The sequence below is a fragment of the Bradyrhizobium sp. AUGA SZCCT0177 genome, assembly GCF_018130125.1.
Taxonomy (GTDB): domain Bacteria; phylum Pseudomonadota; class Alphaproteobacteria; order Rhizobiales; family Xanthobacteraceae; genus Bradyrhizobium.
This window is the reverse complement of record NZ_JAFCMA010000030.1, coordinates 82,583-97,709: the sequence shown is the minus strand read 5'-3', so window position 1 is coordinate 97,709 and position 15,127 is coordinate 82,583. Positions and strand designations below refer to the sequence as shown.

Sequence of the window (15,127 nt, the reverse complement as noted above, 5' to 3'; positions counted from 1 at the left end):
TGCACACGAGCATACAGGGCAGCGGAGAACACCCGGCCTTCCCTGCGCAATGGCTTTACGGCTTATGCCGTGATCTCCCCGGAGACGAGTTCTTGGTTGACTCCGTCACCGCCGGTTCAGCTCTCGCCTACCCGACGGCTTGACACCTGCAACGGGTGCCAGGACCACACGGTTTTGCCGTACGCTTATCCACGCCGTCGTCTCAGCGTAAACCAGCGTCCACCGCAACCCGCCCAACGTCCGTGACGACGGCCGACGCCCTTCTGAGTAGGACGGGATAGCAAAAGATATGCACCTGATTCTGCTTCTGGTAAACAGAAATATTTTTCATTTCGGGGCTTGACACAACTTCCGTAAATCAGAACTGATTTGCCCGACGGGTTGATTTGTCGCACTTGCGGAATTGGCCGTCCGTAGTCCGTAGCCCGGATGAGCAACGCGATATCCGGGTCTTATGTCGCATCGACCCCACATATCGCATGCGCTCATGCGGGCTACTTGCCGGCAGCGGTTGCTGCTGTCACACTTCCTCGAGGTCCTGCGGCAATGACCGCGCAAACCGGCATGCAGGACGAGAGAGGAAACGATGAAGTTCGTAGCGAGCCTGTCCGCCGCGCTGCTGGTGCTGCTGACGGCGCAGACGGCATCGGCGCAGTCCAGCTATCCGAACAAGCCGGTGAAGATCCTGGTCGGCTTCACGCCCGGCACTGCGCCGGACCTTGCGGCGCGCATTCTGGCCGAACGGTTTGCCGAGGTATGGGGCACGCCGTTCGTGGTCGAAAACCTGCAAGGCGCCGGCAGCAACATCGCCACCGAACGCGTCGCCAAGTCGGCCGCCGACGGCACCACGCTGCTGATGGGCGGCAACTCGGCGCTCGTCATCAATCCGAGCCTGTATGACAAACTGCCGTTCGATCCGATCAAGGATTTTGCGCCGATCTCGCAGGTGTTCATCGCGGCGAACGTGCTCGCCGTTCCGCCCGAGCAACCTGTCAAGACGGTGGCGGAGTTGGTGGCGCTCGCCAAGGCGCAGCCCGGCAAACTCTCCTATGGCCATGCCGGCGTCGGCACGTCGCAGCATCTCGGCGCCGAACTGTTCAAATACATGGCGCGTGTCGACATCGCATCGGTCCCCTATCGCGGCACCACGGCGCTGATGCCCGACCTGCTCGCCAACCGCATCGCGATGTCGTTCGCCAATATCGTGAACGTGGTGCCGCTGGCCAAGGAAGGCAAATTGCGCGCGCTGGCCATCACCTCGGTCAAGCGCTCGGCGCTGGCGCCCGACCTGCCGACGATGGCGGAATCCGGGTTTCCCGGTTTCGAGGCCGTGCCGTGGTTCGGCCTGCTCGCGCCGTCAGGCACGCCACGGGACATTATCGACAAATTGTACGGCGAAACCGTCAAGGCGCTGGCGCTGCCGGAGGTACGCAAGAAGTTCGACGAACTCGGGCTCGAGCCGGTCGGCAATACGCCGGCAGAGTTCGCGGCCGTCATCACGAAGGAGACGCCCGAATGGGCAAAAGTGATCAAGGACGCCGGCATCAAGCTCGGCAACTAGACCAAACTGCACGCGCGCGGACTGCGCCTACCGCTACCCCGTCCACTCACCCACCTGAGGAAACCGCCATGGCCAATTGCATCGTTGTCGTTCAGTTCGATCTGCCGAAGCGATCAGAGGAACAGGCAATCACGGGCGGCACGTCGAGCGCGCCGACCTACCGCGGCCTCGCCACCAAAGGATTGATCCGAAAGGACTACCTGAATGGCGAAACCGGTACCGGCGGCGTCTATCTCTGGGACAGCCGCCAATCGGCGGAAGCCTGGTTCACGGAGGAACGCGTGGCGGAATTGACCAAACGCTTCGGGGTGCGGCCTCGCCTGACCTGGTACGACACCCATGTCACGGTCGATAATCTGACGGACGAGACGCGCGTCAACGGCAAGGCGATCGAGGCCGTGGCCTGACGATAGCTGTTGCGGCACTGCGCGTGATTGCATCGCGCGCACTGCGTTAGGCGTGCGGAAGATATTCTAGGTCCCGCGCGTTGCCACCGAAGAGTATCGTTTGCTGCGCTTGCCTTCATTGGGCACGAACTGGGCAAACACTTCCCTGACGCGGTCGGCCGGCGTCGCATCGCGCGTGAAGCGAGGCTCCGTGAGGGTTTCCACCGCCCGGGGTGCGTAGATGGCGCTTTGATAGAGCGACCCGTCGAAGCGTGAATCGCTCTCGCTGTCGCGCAAGCAGGCATCGGAAACAAACAGCAATATGAACAGTGCCGACCCTACGACGTAAAAATACTGAAATATGGGCATCGCTTATGCGCCTCCTTTTGCAGGAGGATGCACGCCCGCGATAAAGGCCGGGTTTAGGATGGTCTTGATTTTGCCGAAGCAGTTTTTCGCCAGTTATCAATTTGTGTAAAATTTTAGCAATACTCATCCCTCGCCGGGAAGCTGCAATTCGGGACTGCGGACATGACCGGGTAAGCCGGCGGCCTGACCGGGTCGCGAATGACCCAAAGCAGAGTTTGGCATGACTCCAATTGGCGCTCGTCGGTCAGGCGCTTGGCGCAGGTGCGGATCATCCGAACCGAATAGACAGCCCGGCATTGATCGAATTGATTTCACCAAATGCAGTAAGGGTCTGGAAACATCGATGCCGGACCTCCAAGCTTATTAAGGCATTCTAGACGACACCGGGATACCACGACCATTCCACGCCCGGGGTGCTCCGTGAAGAAACTGATCGTTATTGCTACGCTGATTGCCGCAGCCGCGGTCGGCGGCATCATCTGGATTTTTCAGCCTCAACAAGAATTACTGAGCGCCTGTATTGCGAAAGAGCGGTGCGGCTACATCAACGATGAAGGCAAGTTCATCATCGCGCCGGAGTTCGAGGCAGCCAACGATTGGACTAAAGATGCAGGTCTCGTATGGCGAGGCGGCCGGGTTGGATCAATCGATCGCGACGGGCGCTACATCACGGAACCTCGGTCCTCCAGATTGACCATGAGCGGCGGAGCAAACAGCGTGCAGGTCAACCGCCAGCAATTGTTGACCGATTATGCGCTCCGGCCGCTGAATTCCGAACTCTGGGACGATTTCTACGGAATCAAACTTGATCGTCGATTGAGCCACGCACCGGAATACATCGCTGTCGGCCGCGGCGGGTTGTACGGTCTTGCCGACGGAAAAGGCAGGGTCATCCTTGAGCCGAAGTATGAAGAGATAGGCTGGCGTTCGCACGAATTTCCGCTTCTGTTCAAGGAAGGCAACCTGTTTGGCCACCTCGCAGAGGGCGGTCAGCCCATCAGCGCCCAGCGCTGGGATGCGGCGGGCATGTTCCACAATAAACTCGCCAGCGTCAGCCGTGCCGGAAAGTGCGGATACATCGATCGCGCCGGCCTTGTGGTCATACCGCCTGCTTTCGATGAATGCCGCCCGTTCCGTTATTCGGAGGCCACGATCGTACGGAAGGAACAGTCCTTCTCCCTTGTCGGCCGGAACGGCGTCGTCATCAGAGACGGCCTGGCGGATGCAGGAAATCCATCCGCAGATGGCATGCCCATTGCTGTTCGCGTTCAAGACAAATGGGGCGCCCTTGATATGAAGGGCAATTTTCCCATCGCGGCGGAGTTTGATGGCGTCGAACCACTGGACGTATTCGATCCGGAGCCCATGATGCCACTCGGACCGAAAACGGTTGCATTTATCGTCGAATTTCAAGGCAAACGCGGGATTATGGACGCCGCCGGCAAATGGATTTTGCCCCCCAGGTTTGACCAGGTCGACAACAACTATGAAGGGGACGGCAAACTGGCGACGTTTCGCGATGGCGAGCTTTGGGGCTTTGTCGATCTTGAGACCCGAAAGGCAACCACGGCATCATGGAACGAAGTCAAGGCAACAAGTCGCGCCGTGCTTGTTCCCGTGCGCGTCGGCAGCAAATGGGGCTACGTCGATGCGGAAGGCAATATGCGGATATCCGCGCAGTTTGACCTGGCGGAAGATTTTCACGGAGTTTGGGCAAGCGTGCAGACCGGCGAGAAATGGGGTTTGATCGACAGCAAGGGTGCACAAGTCACACCAGTCGTATTTCGGTCTGTTCACGAGGTCACACCTGAAAGGGCGCGCGTGACATTGGCTGAGTCGCGCGGCTGGGTAACCCGCAAGGGTAGGTTGATGGGAATTTCGGAAACCGACCTGCAAAAAGCTGGTCTCAGAAAATAAGTTCGAGGACGCCGCTAGACGGTCTTTCTGTTCTGAGCGGGTGTAAGAATGTCCGCTGTTGGCACACGGCGTCGCTTCGCTGCGGTGCTCGACCTGGACGCTGCCGGCGTATAGCGGACATGACAGAGCTTACCAATGGCCCCACGTGTCGCGTTCATGCAGGACTTGCGACGGCAGCCGGTTGGCGATGTGGTGATCAGCAGGACGGCATGCCGATCATGGACCAGCAAGCCATCCGCCTCCGCCACCGGCCGGACTCAGCCCTTGCGCATCTTGCTGAGCAGATAATTGTCGTAATAGTTTTCCGCGATCTGCGTGTAGAACAGCACTTCCTTCATGTAGGCGTCGTGGCTCTCTTTTGTCTTCTTGAAGAGCGGGCTCTTCTCGGCGATTTCGTTCAGATGGTCCTGCGTGGCGGTGTAGCAGGCCTCCATGACCGGTTGCGGGAACGCGCGCAGTTCGGCGCCGCCCGCGATCAGCCGCTTCAGGGCGGCTGGATTGACGCTGTCATATTTTTCGATCATCCAGGCGCCTGCCGCCGCACCTGCCTGGTTGAGGATCGCCTGGTATTGCTTGGGGAGCGCATTCCACTTCTCGTCGTTGACGATCATGTGCAGCATGGCGCCGCCTTCCCACCAGCCGGGGTAATAATAGTATTTTGCTACCTTGTAGAAGCCGAGCTTCTCGTCGTCATAGGGACCGACGAACTCCGCAGCATCGATCGAGCCTTTCTCGAGCGCCGAATAGACGTCGCCGCCCGCGATCTGCTGCGGCACGATGCCGAGCTTTGCCAGCACATGGCCGCCCATGCCCGCGATGCGGAACTTGAGGCCTTTGAGATCATCGGCGGTCTTGATCTCCTTACGGAACCAGCCGCCCATTTGCGTGCCGGAGTTGCCGCACAGGATCGCATGCGCCTTGAAAGGCTTCAGCGCCTCGTTGCAGAGTTCAGCGCCGCCGCCGAACGTCCACCAGGAATGCTGATGGCGATGGTTCATGCCGAAGGGTGCGCCGGTGGCGTAGGTGAGCGCCGGCTCCTTGCCGATGTAAAAGTAGAGCGGCGTCTGCGCCATCTCGACGGTTGCGGTGCTCACGGCATCGAGCGCCTGCAGGCCGGGCACGATCTCGCCTGCAGCAAACGTCTGGATCTGGAATTTGTTGTCGGTGGCGTCAGCGACGTATTTCGCAAACGTCTGCGCCGTGCCGTAGATGGTCTCGAGCGACTTTGGAAAGCTCGAGGTCAGGCGCCACTTGATCTCGGGCGCGGCTTGCGCGATCGCGGGTGCCGCAACCAGCGTCGTTGCGCCGGCCACGGCGCCGCCTTTGAGGAACGTACGGCGTTTCATGTGATTACTCCCTGGAATTGCAAACCGGTTGGCGCGGGGCAGCGAGGCCTCCGCGGCCTTCAGTCCTCATCTTAGCGAACTTTGGGGGATGCGTGGAAGGGCTACTTCAGCGGCCGGCGCTATGCGCAGCGGCGGGGCGGGCACCGATCAGCGGTGCCCGCATTGGAGCAAGGAAAACGCTCTCTAGTCCAGCTTCACATTGGCCTCTTTCACGACCTTCCGCCAGCGCACGACTTCGGCGGACACCATCTTCGCGAATGCAGGGCCCGTCACGTCAGGGACATCAGAACCGTTGCGCTCCCAGGCCTCCTTGATCGCAGCCACCTGCATCGCCTGCTGCAGCTCCTTGATCATGCGTTCGACGATCGCCGGCGGCGTGTTCTTCGGCGCGAACAGTCCGTACCAGGTCGCCACTTCAAAGTCGGGCAGACCGGCTTCCTTGGCCGTGGGAAGGTCGGGGAAAGCCGCCACCCGCTTCGGCGCGGCGACCGCGAGCGCGCGGAGCTGCCCGGCCCTGATCGGCGCGGCCGACGAGCCCATGCCGTCAAACACGACAGGCACATGGCCGGCGATCAGATCCTGCATCGCAGGTCCCGCCCCGCGATAGGGGACGTGCTGGAGGTTGGTCTTGGTCAGGATCTTGAACAACTCGCCCGCGAGATGATGCGTGGTGCCGGCGCCGGCGGAGCCATAGTTCAACTGACCCGGGTTCGCTTTGTTGAACGCGATGAATTCGGCAAGCGTCTTGGCGGCGACCTTCTCGGGATTGACCACGATCACCTGCGGCGGACGCGCGATCAGCGCAACCGCGACAAAATCCTTCTCGATGTCGTAGTCGAGATTGGGATAGAGCGAGGGTGCAATGGCGTGATGCGCCGCGCCCATGAAGAAGGTGTAGCCATCGGGAGCGGCCTTGGACGCTGCCGAGGCGCCCACCGTGCCGCCGGCGCCGGCGCGGTTTTCGATCAGCACGCGTTTGCCGAGCTGGGTGTCGAGCTGGGCTGCGAGCGGGCGCGCGAAGGCGTCGGTGCCGCCACCGGCCGCGAACGGCACCACGAACGTGATCGGCTTATCCGGCCATGTCTGAGCCTGGGCCGCATTTGCGGCGATGGAAAGGCCCGCCAGAACGGTCAATATGGCGTAGCGCAGGGTTTGTTGTCTCACGGCGTTTCTCTCCCGGATATTGCGACATTGGTCCGCGCGTTGGCGACGTCGCGATTCACTTGAATTACAGGCGGCGAATTATAGGCGCCGGGCATGGCCCCGCCAATGGGCCATTCGGACAAGGAACAGCCGCGGCTGCGGCGGTGCTTCCAGTAACGTCTGCCTTCAGTAATACTTATAAAAATGATGCACCGGGCCATGCCCGCGGCCGACGCTGAAGCGGTCCGCGGCTGCGATCGCGGCGCTGATCCAGGCCTTGGCGTTGCGGACGGCGGTCTCCATGTTCTCGCCCTTCGCCAGTCCGGCCGCAATCGCCGACGACAGCGAGCAGCCGGTGCCGTGGGTGTTTTTGGTGGCGACGCGCGGCGCGGCCAGCGTGATGGTCTTCCCGGCGTCGATAAAATAATCGGTGCTCTCGGCGCTCTCCCCGTGGCCGCCCTTGATCAGCACCGCGCGGCAGCCCATCGTCAGCAATCGCTTGCCCTGATTTTCGACCGCGGCTTCGTCTGTCGCAATCGGCTCATCGAGCAAGGCCGCCGCTTCCGGCAGATTGGGCGTGATGACCGAGGCGAGCGGAATGAGCTTGGTGCGTAGCGCATCGACGGCTTCCGCGGCCAGCAGGCGGTCCCCTGATGTCGCGACCATCACGGGATCGAGCACGACATGCTTCGGCGACCAGCGCGTCAGCCCCGCGACGATGGCATCGATGCTCGCGGGCTGCGCCACCATGCCGATCTTGACCGCGCCGACGGCGAGATCGGAGAATACCGCATCGATCTGGGCGGTGATGAACTCCGCCGGCACCTGATGGATGCCGCTGACGCCGGTCGTGTTCTGCGCCGTCAGCGCCGTGATCACGGAGGCGCCATAGACGCCGAGCGCGGCAAACGTCTTCAGGTCGGCCTGGATTCCGGCGCCGCCGGACGAATCGGAGCCGGCGATGGTCAGCGCGATTGGTGTCATCGCCCGCCTCGTGCAAAAGGTGTGTTCGGGATCATAAACTGTCCTAGCGCGCCGTTCCATTCCCAGCAAGTTGGCTTGCCACGGGCTCCCGTTTTTGGCCTTCTGACTCTGACGCGTTTTCCTGATGCGAACCGGTATCCACTTCGCTTGAAAACGCTATATTGAGCACAAATCTTCCCTTCGGAGACGACAACCATGGTTCCCTTCTTCGTCCAGTTCAAATGCAAGCTCGGCCAGTCCTATGCGGTGGCCAATGCGCTCGCGGAAGCCGAGATCGCCTCGGAAATCTATTCCACCGCCGGCGATTACGACCTGCTGGTCAAGTTCTACGTCGACAACGCCACCGACATCGGCCATTTCGTCAACGAGAAGGTGCAGGTCATTCCCGGTATCCAGGACACCCACACCATCATCACCTTCAAGGCGTTCGGCGGGAGCTAGGCCCCGCCCGCTTCCGCGGCCACCGGCAACGACAAGAACAAGCAAACGGGGAAACATGATGCATCGGCTGTTGATGCTGTCGCTTTGCGCAGCGCTGGTCTCGACCGCGGCGTTCGCGCAGGCGCCCGCCGGCAAGGTCACGGTCGTCACCTCCTTTGCCAAGGACGTCACCGACCCCGTCAAGAAGGCATTTGAGACGGCGACGCCGGGTGTGACGCTGGAAGTGCAGAACCGCAACACCAATGCCGGTGTGAAATATCTCGAGGAAACCAAATCCAGCAACCAGGTCGATCTGTTCTGGGCTTCGGCGCCTGATGCGTTCGAGGTTCTCAAGGGCAAGGGGCTGCTGCAGAAATACGCGCCCAAGGCGTCAGGCATTCCCGAGAAGATCGGGCAATTTCCGATCAACGACCCCGCCGGTTTCTATTTCGGCTTTGCCGCGTCCGGCTACGGCATCATGTGGAACGAGCGCTACGTGAAGGCCAACAAGCTGCCTGATCCCAGGGAATGGCAGGATCTGGCCAAGCCGGTTTATTACGACCACGTCTCGATCGCCGCCCCCTCGCGCTCCGGCACCACGCACCTGACCGTCGAAGCCGTGCTGCAGGGCGAAGGCTGGGCCAAGGGCTGGGGCACCATCAAGGCGATGGCCGGCAATTTCCGCAACATCACCGAGCGCTCGTTCGGGGTGCCGGAAGCGGTCAATTCCGGGCAGGTCGGCTACGGCATCGTGATCGACTTCTTCGCGTTCTCGGCGCAGGCCTCGGGCTTCCCCGTCAAATTCATCTATCCGACGGTCACGACGATCGTGCCGGCCAATGTCGGCATCGTCGCCAACGCGCCGAACAAGGCGGCGGCCGAGGCCTTCGTGGAATTCCTGCTGTCGCCGGCCGGCCAGCAAGTGCTGCTCGAGCCGGGCATCCGCCGCCTCCCCGTCAATCCCGACGTCTATGCCAAGGCGCCCGCGGACTACCCGAATCCCTTCAAGGATCCGCGGCTGAACGCGATGATCAAGTTCGACGTCGCCAAGTCCGAAGCGCGCAACGATGTGGTCGACGTGCTGTTCGATCAGCTGATTTCGTTCCAGCTCGATTCGCTCAAGGCCGCGACCAAGGCGATCCACGAGGCCGAAGCCGCGCTTGCCAAGAAGGATAATGCGCAAGCTCGCGCACTCGTCGCGCAAGCGCGCGAGCTGATCGCCGCTATGCCGGTCGATGAAGCCGCAGCCTCCGCCAAGGAGACGGCAAGCGCATTCACCGGCGGAAAACAGAAGGGCGCACGGCAGGCCGAACTGGAACAGCAATGGGCGGTTTTCGCCAAGGAACGCTACGCGCAGGCGCAAGCCAAGGCCGAGGAAGCGACGAAGCTGGCGAAGTGATGCGAGGGCGCCCATCATCCCTCAATGTCGTCCCGGCGAACGCCGGGACCCATAGCCACCGGCGTTTATTGTTGACGAAGGTCGCTGACGTCTACGTTTCACCGCGAGGACACGGCGTATGGGTCCCGGCCTTCGCCGGGACGACGTTGTCGGTGCACCGCCCATGAGCCTCGCCCTCCCCGCCCCTCGCGCCCGCGCAAGACTTTCGGCGACGCCTGGGCAGATCGCGCTGGCGCTGGGCATTGCGGTTTTCCTCGCGCTGTTTTTGGTGTGGCCGTCCGCGACGGTGATCTATGTGGCGTTCACCGAAAAGGGCGGCGGCGCGTTCACCCTGGTCAATTTCGTCGATTTCTTCCGCACCGATTTGTTCCTGCGTTCGTTCTGGAATTCGTTCTACGTCTCGGCGATGGCGGTGGTCGGGGCGTCGATCCTGGCGCTGCCGCTCGCCTACATCACCTCGCGCTTTGCCTTTCGCGGCACGGTGCTGATCCAGACGCTGGGATTTCTGCCACTGATCATGCCGCCATTCGTCGGCGCCGTGGCGATGCAGTTGTTTTTCGGCCGCAACGGCAGCGTCAACCTGCTGCTCGACGATTGGTTTGGCTTCAAGATCCCGTTCATGGAGGGACTGAACGGCGTCATCTTCGTGCAGTCGATCCACTATTTTCCGTTCATCCTGATCAACCTCTCGGCGGCGCTGCGCAACATCGACGCCTCGATGGAGGAAGCCGCGCAAAATCTCGGCTCGTCCGGATTTCGCCTGTTCCGCCGCATCGTGTTTCCGCTTGCGATGCCCGGCTATATCGCGGGCGCCTCGCTGGTGTTCGTCAAGGTGTTCGACGATCTCGCCACGCCGCTGCTTTTGAACGTCAAGGACATGCTGGCGCCGCAGGCCTATCTGCGCGTCACCTCGATCGGGATCGCCGATCCCATGGGCTATGTGATCGCGGTGGTGCTGATCGTGGCCTCCGTCGCGGCAATGGCACTCTCGGCGCTGGCGACGCGCGGCATCGACTATTCGACCGTGCAGCGCGGCGGCGGCGGGCTCTCCCGGCGCGTGCTGCGGCCGTATGAAAGCGTGCTCGCCTATCTGACGGTGACGCTGATCCTGCTGCTGGTGCTGGCGCCGCATGCCGGCCTGCTGCTGCTGTCGTTCTCGACCATCTGGTCGTTCTCGCCGCTGCCGGACGGCTATACAATGGCGCATTACGCGAGGATTTTCGGCGAGAGCTCGCTCTACATCAAGAACACGCTGATCTATGCCTCGTTGGCCGGGCTGATCGACGTCGTGCTCGGCACGGCAATCGCCTATCTGGTGTTGCGCACCAGACTGGTCGGGCGCGACGTGCTGGACTGGGCGGCCTCGGCCGCGCTCGCCGTCCCCGGCATCGTGCTCGGCATCGGTTATCTGCGCGCGTTTTACGGCGTGAAACTGTGGGATGGCACGCCGCTGGCCTCGCTGTGGATCGTGATCGTGCTGGCGCTGGCGATCCGCCGCCTGCCCTACGCGCTGCGGGCCTGCTACGCGGCGCTGCAGCAGATATCGGTATCGCTGGAAGAAGCCGCCGAAAATCTCGGCGCCACCAAGCTGCGCACCGTGCGCCGGATCGTAACACCGCTGATGATGGGCGGCATGCTGGCCGGCTTCGTCACCAGTTTTGCCACCGCCGCCGTCGAGCTCTCGGCGACGCTGATGCTGGTGCAGTCCAACTCCGATGCGCCGCTGGCTTACGGCCTTTACGTGCTGATGCAATCGGCGGCGGGCCGCGGCCCTGGCGCGGCGCTCGGCGTCATCGCCGTGCTGCTGGTCGCGGTCTGCACGGTCCTGTCGCATTTCGTGATCGAGCGTGGCCGCGCCATGCCGCAAGCAGGACATTGATGTTCATGCCGGGATTATCAGCACCATGACGGCCGCAACAGCCAATCGAGCGATCGCCGTACCGGCCGTCGGTGTCCGGATCGAACAGGTCAATTTGTCCTATGGCGACAATCACGTCTTGAAGTCGATCGATCTCGATATCCGCCCCGGCGAGTTCTTTGCGTTTCTCGGCCCCTCCGGCTGCGGCAAGACCACGCTGCTGCGGCTGATCGCCGGCTTCAACCATGCCGACAGTGGCCGCGTGCTGGTCGCAGAGAAGGATATTTCCGCTCTGCCGCCATGGAAGCGCGACATCGGCATGGTGTTCCAGTCCCATGCGCTGTGGCCGCATATGACGGTGGCGCGCAATGTCGCGTTCGGCCTCGAGGAAAAGCGCGTGCCGCGCGCCGAGATCGGCCCGCGGGTCGCGGCCGCACTTGAACTCGTCGGGCTCACGGGCCTCGATCAACGCCGCCCGGCGCAGCTCTCCGGCGGGCAGCAGCAACGCGTGGCGCTGGCGCGCACCATCGCGGTCGAACCGAAGCTCCTGCTGCTCGATGAACCCCTGTCCAATCTCGATGCCAAGCTGCGCGTCCAGGTCCGCCGCGAGCTGCGCGAACTGCAGCAACGGCTGGGACTCACCACCATCTTCGTCACCCACGACCAGGAAGAGGCCAACACGGTCTGCGACCGGATCGCGGTAATGAACCAGGGCGTCATTCAGCAGGTTGGCACGCCGAAAGACCTTTACGAGCAGCCGGCCAACCTGTTCGTGGCGAACTTTCTCGGCACGGCGAACATTGTCGAAGGCCGCGTGATCGGCGACGGCGCGTCGCGCGCCTATGAGGTGGCCGGCGGCCTGAAGATACCGATTGCTGTGGACCGGAAGCTGGCGCCGGGGGCGCGCATGGTGTTCCGGCCGCAGGATTGCACGATCGTCGGTGCGGGCCAGAGCGCGGGGCGAGACAGGACAGAAGCCGCGGGCACGGTGACCTATCGCGAATTCCTCGGCGCCAGCGTGCGCTATGGCGTGCGCGCAGGCACAGCCAACATCGCCGTCGATTGTCCCTTCCACGCCGGCGACATGCTGCACGAGGTCGGCACCACCGTGACCGTCGCCATCGCCACATCATCGGTGCGCTTCCTATCCGACTAGGAATTTGCCACGATATGTTCAGCGCAAGTGCGCCAACAGGAAAACGGGAGTTGGTATCCTGACGACATCGACAGTGACTTTCGACCGGCTGAAGGGCTTCATCCGGGAAGCCATGACAAAGCTGGGCCTGCCTGACGCCGACGCCGCTGATGTCGCCGCGCTGATGGCGGAAGCCGATCTGCAGGGATCGGACGGCCACGGCGTCAGCCGGTTGCCGCAATATGCCCGCCGCATCAAGGCCGGCGGCTTCAATGTGCGACCCGACATCACGGTGGTGCGCGAGCACGCCTCCACCGCCCTGCTGAATGGCGACAACGGCATGGGCCACCTCGTGATGAAACGCGCGGCCGAGATCGCGATCGAAAAGGCGCGCACCACGGGGATCGCATGGGTCAACTCGCAATACAGCAACCATGCGGGTCCTGCCTCGCTCTACGCGTCGATGCCGCTGAAGCATGACATGATCGGGCTCTATTTCGCGGTCGGTAACGCCAACCATCTGCCGCCCTGGGGCGGCCTCGACATGCTGCTGTCGACCAACCCGATCGCAGCCGCAATTCCGGCCGGTGATGAGAAGCCGATCATTCTCGATATGGCGACGACGGTTGCGGCCTATGGAAAAGTGAAATCCAAGGCACTGCGCGGCGAGACCATGCCGGAGGGATGGATGATCGATCGTGAGGGCAAGCCGCTGACCGATCCGAAGCGCGCCGACGAAGGCATGCTGCTGCCGCTCGGCGGCATGGAGGCCGGCTACAAGGGTTATGGGCTCGCCATGATCATCGGCCTGCTCGCGGGCACGCTGGGCGGTGCGGCGATGGGCCGGGACGTCATCGACTTCAACCATGATGATGACAGCGTCACCAATACCGGTCAGGCGGTCGCCGCGATCAACATCTCGGCCTTCGGCGATGTTGACGTGTTCAAGGCGAGCGTCGATGCGCTGGTGCGCGATTTCAGAAACTCCGAGCGGATGCCCGGCGTGAACAGGATCTTCGTTCCCGGCGAGCGCAGCCACGCCACGCGAGAGGCGCGGATGCGTGATGGCATTCCGATTCCGCCGGCGCTGATGCGCGGGCTCGATCAGGTCGCGGATGAGCTTGGCATGGCGAAGCTGACCTGAATCAGGACCAGCCGCCACCCTCCGCCGTTTCGGACAACGCAACGCGTCAAGCTGACGCGGATCGATACCCCCTGCTTCTGCCTTGCGGGAGGAGCGGAAATCCGCGAGCATTCGCGTCAATACGCAGCGCCTGTTTCCAACTGACGTCCCGTTGCGGGCAAGGAAGCACCGGCGAAAAGCGTCTCAAGGCTGCAACGACAGCCGCAACGGGAGGGATGAATGATCAATCCGAAGATGATGCTTGCCGCCATCGCGCTGACCGGAACCGTGGTCGCGGCATCGACGGCGGTCGCACAGGTGAAACTGCCGCCCAACGTGACGATGACCGCCTATGACACCGGGACCTCCGGCTTCAACATCACGGTTGCCGTCGGCAAGATGTTCAAGGACAAGTATGGCAGCGATGCGCGCGTGCTGCCCGCCGGCAACGACGTCGCCCGCCTGCAACCGCTGCGCCTCAACCGCGCCAGCATCTCGGCGATGGGCGTCGGGGTCTTTTTCGCGCAGGAAGGCGTGTTCGAATTCGCGACCCGGGAATGGGGACCGCAGCCCATCCAGATCACGCTGAGCTCGATCGACTGCAACGGCCTTTCACTGGCGGTCGCCGCCGACATCGGCGTCAAGACCTATGCCGACCTGAAAGGCAAGCGCATCGGCTTCGTGGTCGGTTCTCCCGCGCTCAACCAGAATGCGCTTGCCGTGCTGGCGTTCGCCAATTTGACGGCCAAGGACGTCAAGATCGTCGAGTTCGCGGGCAACAATGCGATGTGGAAAGGCATCATCAACAACGATACCGATGCGGTATTCGGTTCGACGATCTCCGGGCCCGCCAAGGAACTGCAGACATCGCCGCGCGGCATCACCTGGCCCGCGATGCCATTCTCCGACAAGGCGGGATGGGAGCGCATGCGCAAGGTCGGCCCGTATTTCACCGAGCACAAGGCAACCTGCGGCGCAGGCGAATTTTCCAAGGACAAGCCGGTCGAGGTCGGCACCTATCCGTATCCGATCTACAGCGTCTATGGCAGCCAGTCCGAAGACGAAGTCTACATGCTGACCAAGGCGATGATCGACGGCTATGACGGCTACAAGGACAACGCGCCCGGCGCCAGCGGGCTTGCGGTGAAGGCGCAGGCAAAGAACTGGGCGGTGCCGACGCACAAGGGCGCGGTCAAGGCCCTCAAAGAGGTGGGCGCCTGGAGCGACGACCAGGAGAAGCACAACAACGCACTGCTCAAGCGGCAGGAAGTCCTGATCGCGGCGTGGACCGACTACATGAAGGGCAGCCCGGCTTCCGATCCGGCAAAACTCACCGAGGAGTGGATGAGCGCACGCAAGGCCGCACTCGCCAAGGCCGGCATGGTCAATACGTTTGAGTGATACAACTTCATCGGTATGGCAGCCGGCTCAATCACCTCTCCCGCTTGCGGGGGTCGAGACGAGCGAAGCTCGCTCTTAGGTCGGC

General features: G+C 62.4%; 13 protein-coding genes. 9 read left to right on the top strand and 4 right to left on the bottom strand.

Going from position 1 to position 15,127, the window contains the following annotated elements; all coding sequences use genetic code 11:
• Positions 1-586: 586 nt before the first annotated feature.
• Both JQ597_RS29465 and JQ597_RS29460 read left to right on the top strand, forming a co-directional pair.
• Positions 587-1,561, top strand: a complete 975-nt coding sequence (locus tag JQ597_RS29465; protein WP_212268986.1) for a Bug family tripartite tricarboxylate transporter substrate binding protein — start codon at positions 587-589, stop codon at positions 1,559-1,561.
• Positions 1,562-1,629: 68 nt separating this feature from the next.
• On the top strand, positions 1,630-1,968 hold the full coding sequence (locus JQ597_RS29460; RefSeq protein ID WP_212268985.1) for a monooxygenase: 339 nt from the start codon (positions 1,630-1,632) through the stop codon (positions 1,966-1,968).
• Positions 1,969-2,034: 66 nt separating this feature from the next.
• Here the strand turns inward: JQ597_RS29460 and JQ597_RS29455 are convergent, their stop codons facing one another.
• Positions 2,035-2,316: a hypothetical protein gene (locus tag JQ597_RS29455; RefSeq protein WP_212268984.1), complete on the bottom strand. Its 282-nt coding sequence runs from the start codon at positions 2,314-2,316 to the stop codon at positions 2,035-2,037.
• 420 nt (positions 2,317-2,736) lie between these two features.
• Between JQ597_RS29455 and JQ597_RS29450 the strand changes: the two genes are divergently transcribed.
• On the top strand, positions 2,737-4,233 hold the full coding sequence (locus JQ597_RS29450; RefSeq protein WP_212268983.1) for a WG repeat-containing protein: 1,497 nt from the start codon (positions 2,737-2,739) through the stop codon (positions 4,231-4,233).
• Between the two features lie 257 nt (positions 4,234-4,490).
• Here JQ597_RS29450 and JQ597_RS29445 read toward each other — a convergent pair whose 3' ends face one another.
• The 3 genes from JQ597_RS29445 to thiD form a co-directional block, all read right to left on the bottom strand.
• Entirely contained in the window at positions 4,491-5,579 is a 1,089-nt protein-coding gene (locus JQ597_RS29445) for a TRAP transporter substrate-binding protein (protein WP_212268982.1), read from the bottom strand.
• A 183-nt stretch (positions 5,580-5,762) separates the two neighbouring features.
• A complete protein-coding gene (locus JQ597_RS29440; protein WP_212268981.1) occupies positions 5,763-6,743 on the bottom strand; it encodes a Bug family tripartite tricarboxylate transporter substrate binding protein in 981 nt (326 codons plus the stop codon).
• 165 nt (positions 6,744-6,908) lie between these two features.
• On the bottom strand, positions 6,909-7,706 hold the full coding sequence (gene thiD, locus JQ597_RS29435) for a bifunctional hydroxymethylpyrimidine kinase/phosphomethylpyrimidine kinase (RefSeq protein ID WP_212268980.1): 798 nt from the start codon (positions 7,704-7,706) through the stop codon (positions 6,909-6,911).
• Between the two features lie 195 nt (positions 7,707-7,901).
• Between thiD and JQ597_RS29430 the strand changes: the two genes are divergently transcribed.
• From JQ597_RS29430 to JQ597_RS29405, 6 genes are all read left to right on the top strand, one after another.
• On the top strand, positions 7,902-8,147 hold the full coding sequence (locus tag JQ597_RS29430) for an Lrp/AsnC ligand binding domain-containing protein (protein ID WP_192737765.1): 246 nt from the start codon (positions 7,902-7,904) through the stop codon (positions 8,145-8,147).
• 55 nt (positions 8,148-8,202) lie between these two features.
• Complete coding sequence (locus JQ597_RS29425) at positions 8,203-9,525, top strand: ABC transporter substrate-binding protein (protein WP_212268979.1); 1,323 nt, start codon at positions 8,203-8,205, stop codon at positions 9,523-9,525.
• A 163-nt stretch (positions 9,526-9,688) separates the two neighbouring features.
• Positions 9,689-11,404, top strand: coding sequence for an ABC transporter permease (locus JQ597_RS29420; RefSeq protein ID WP_212268978.1), 1,716 nt, complete (start codon positions 9,689-9,691; stop codon positions 11,402-11,404).
• Between the two features lie 25 nt (positions 11,405-11,429).
• Positions 11,430-12,539, top strand: coding sequence for an ABC transporter ATP-binding protein (locus JQ597_RS29415; RefSeq protein ID WP_212268977.1), 1,110 nt, complete (start codon positions 11,430-11,432; stop codon positions 12,537-12,539).
• A gap of 73 nt (positions 12,540-12,612) precedes the next feature.
• Positions 12,613-13,662, top strand: a complete 1,050-nt coding sequence (locus JQ597_RS29410) for an Ldh family oxidoreductase (protein WP_312012286.1) — start codon at positions 12,613-12,615, stop codon at positions 13,660-13,662.
• Positions 13,663-13,881: 219 nt separating this feature from the next.
• Positions 13,882-15,042, top strand: coding sequence for a TAXI family TRAP transporter solute-binding subunit (locus tag JQ597_RS29405; protein WP_212268976.1), 1,161 nt, complete (start codon positions 13,882-13,884; stop codon positions 15,040-15,042).
• Positions 15,043-15,127: the final 85 nt, after the last annotated feature.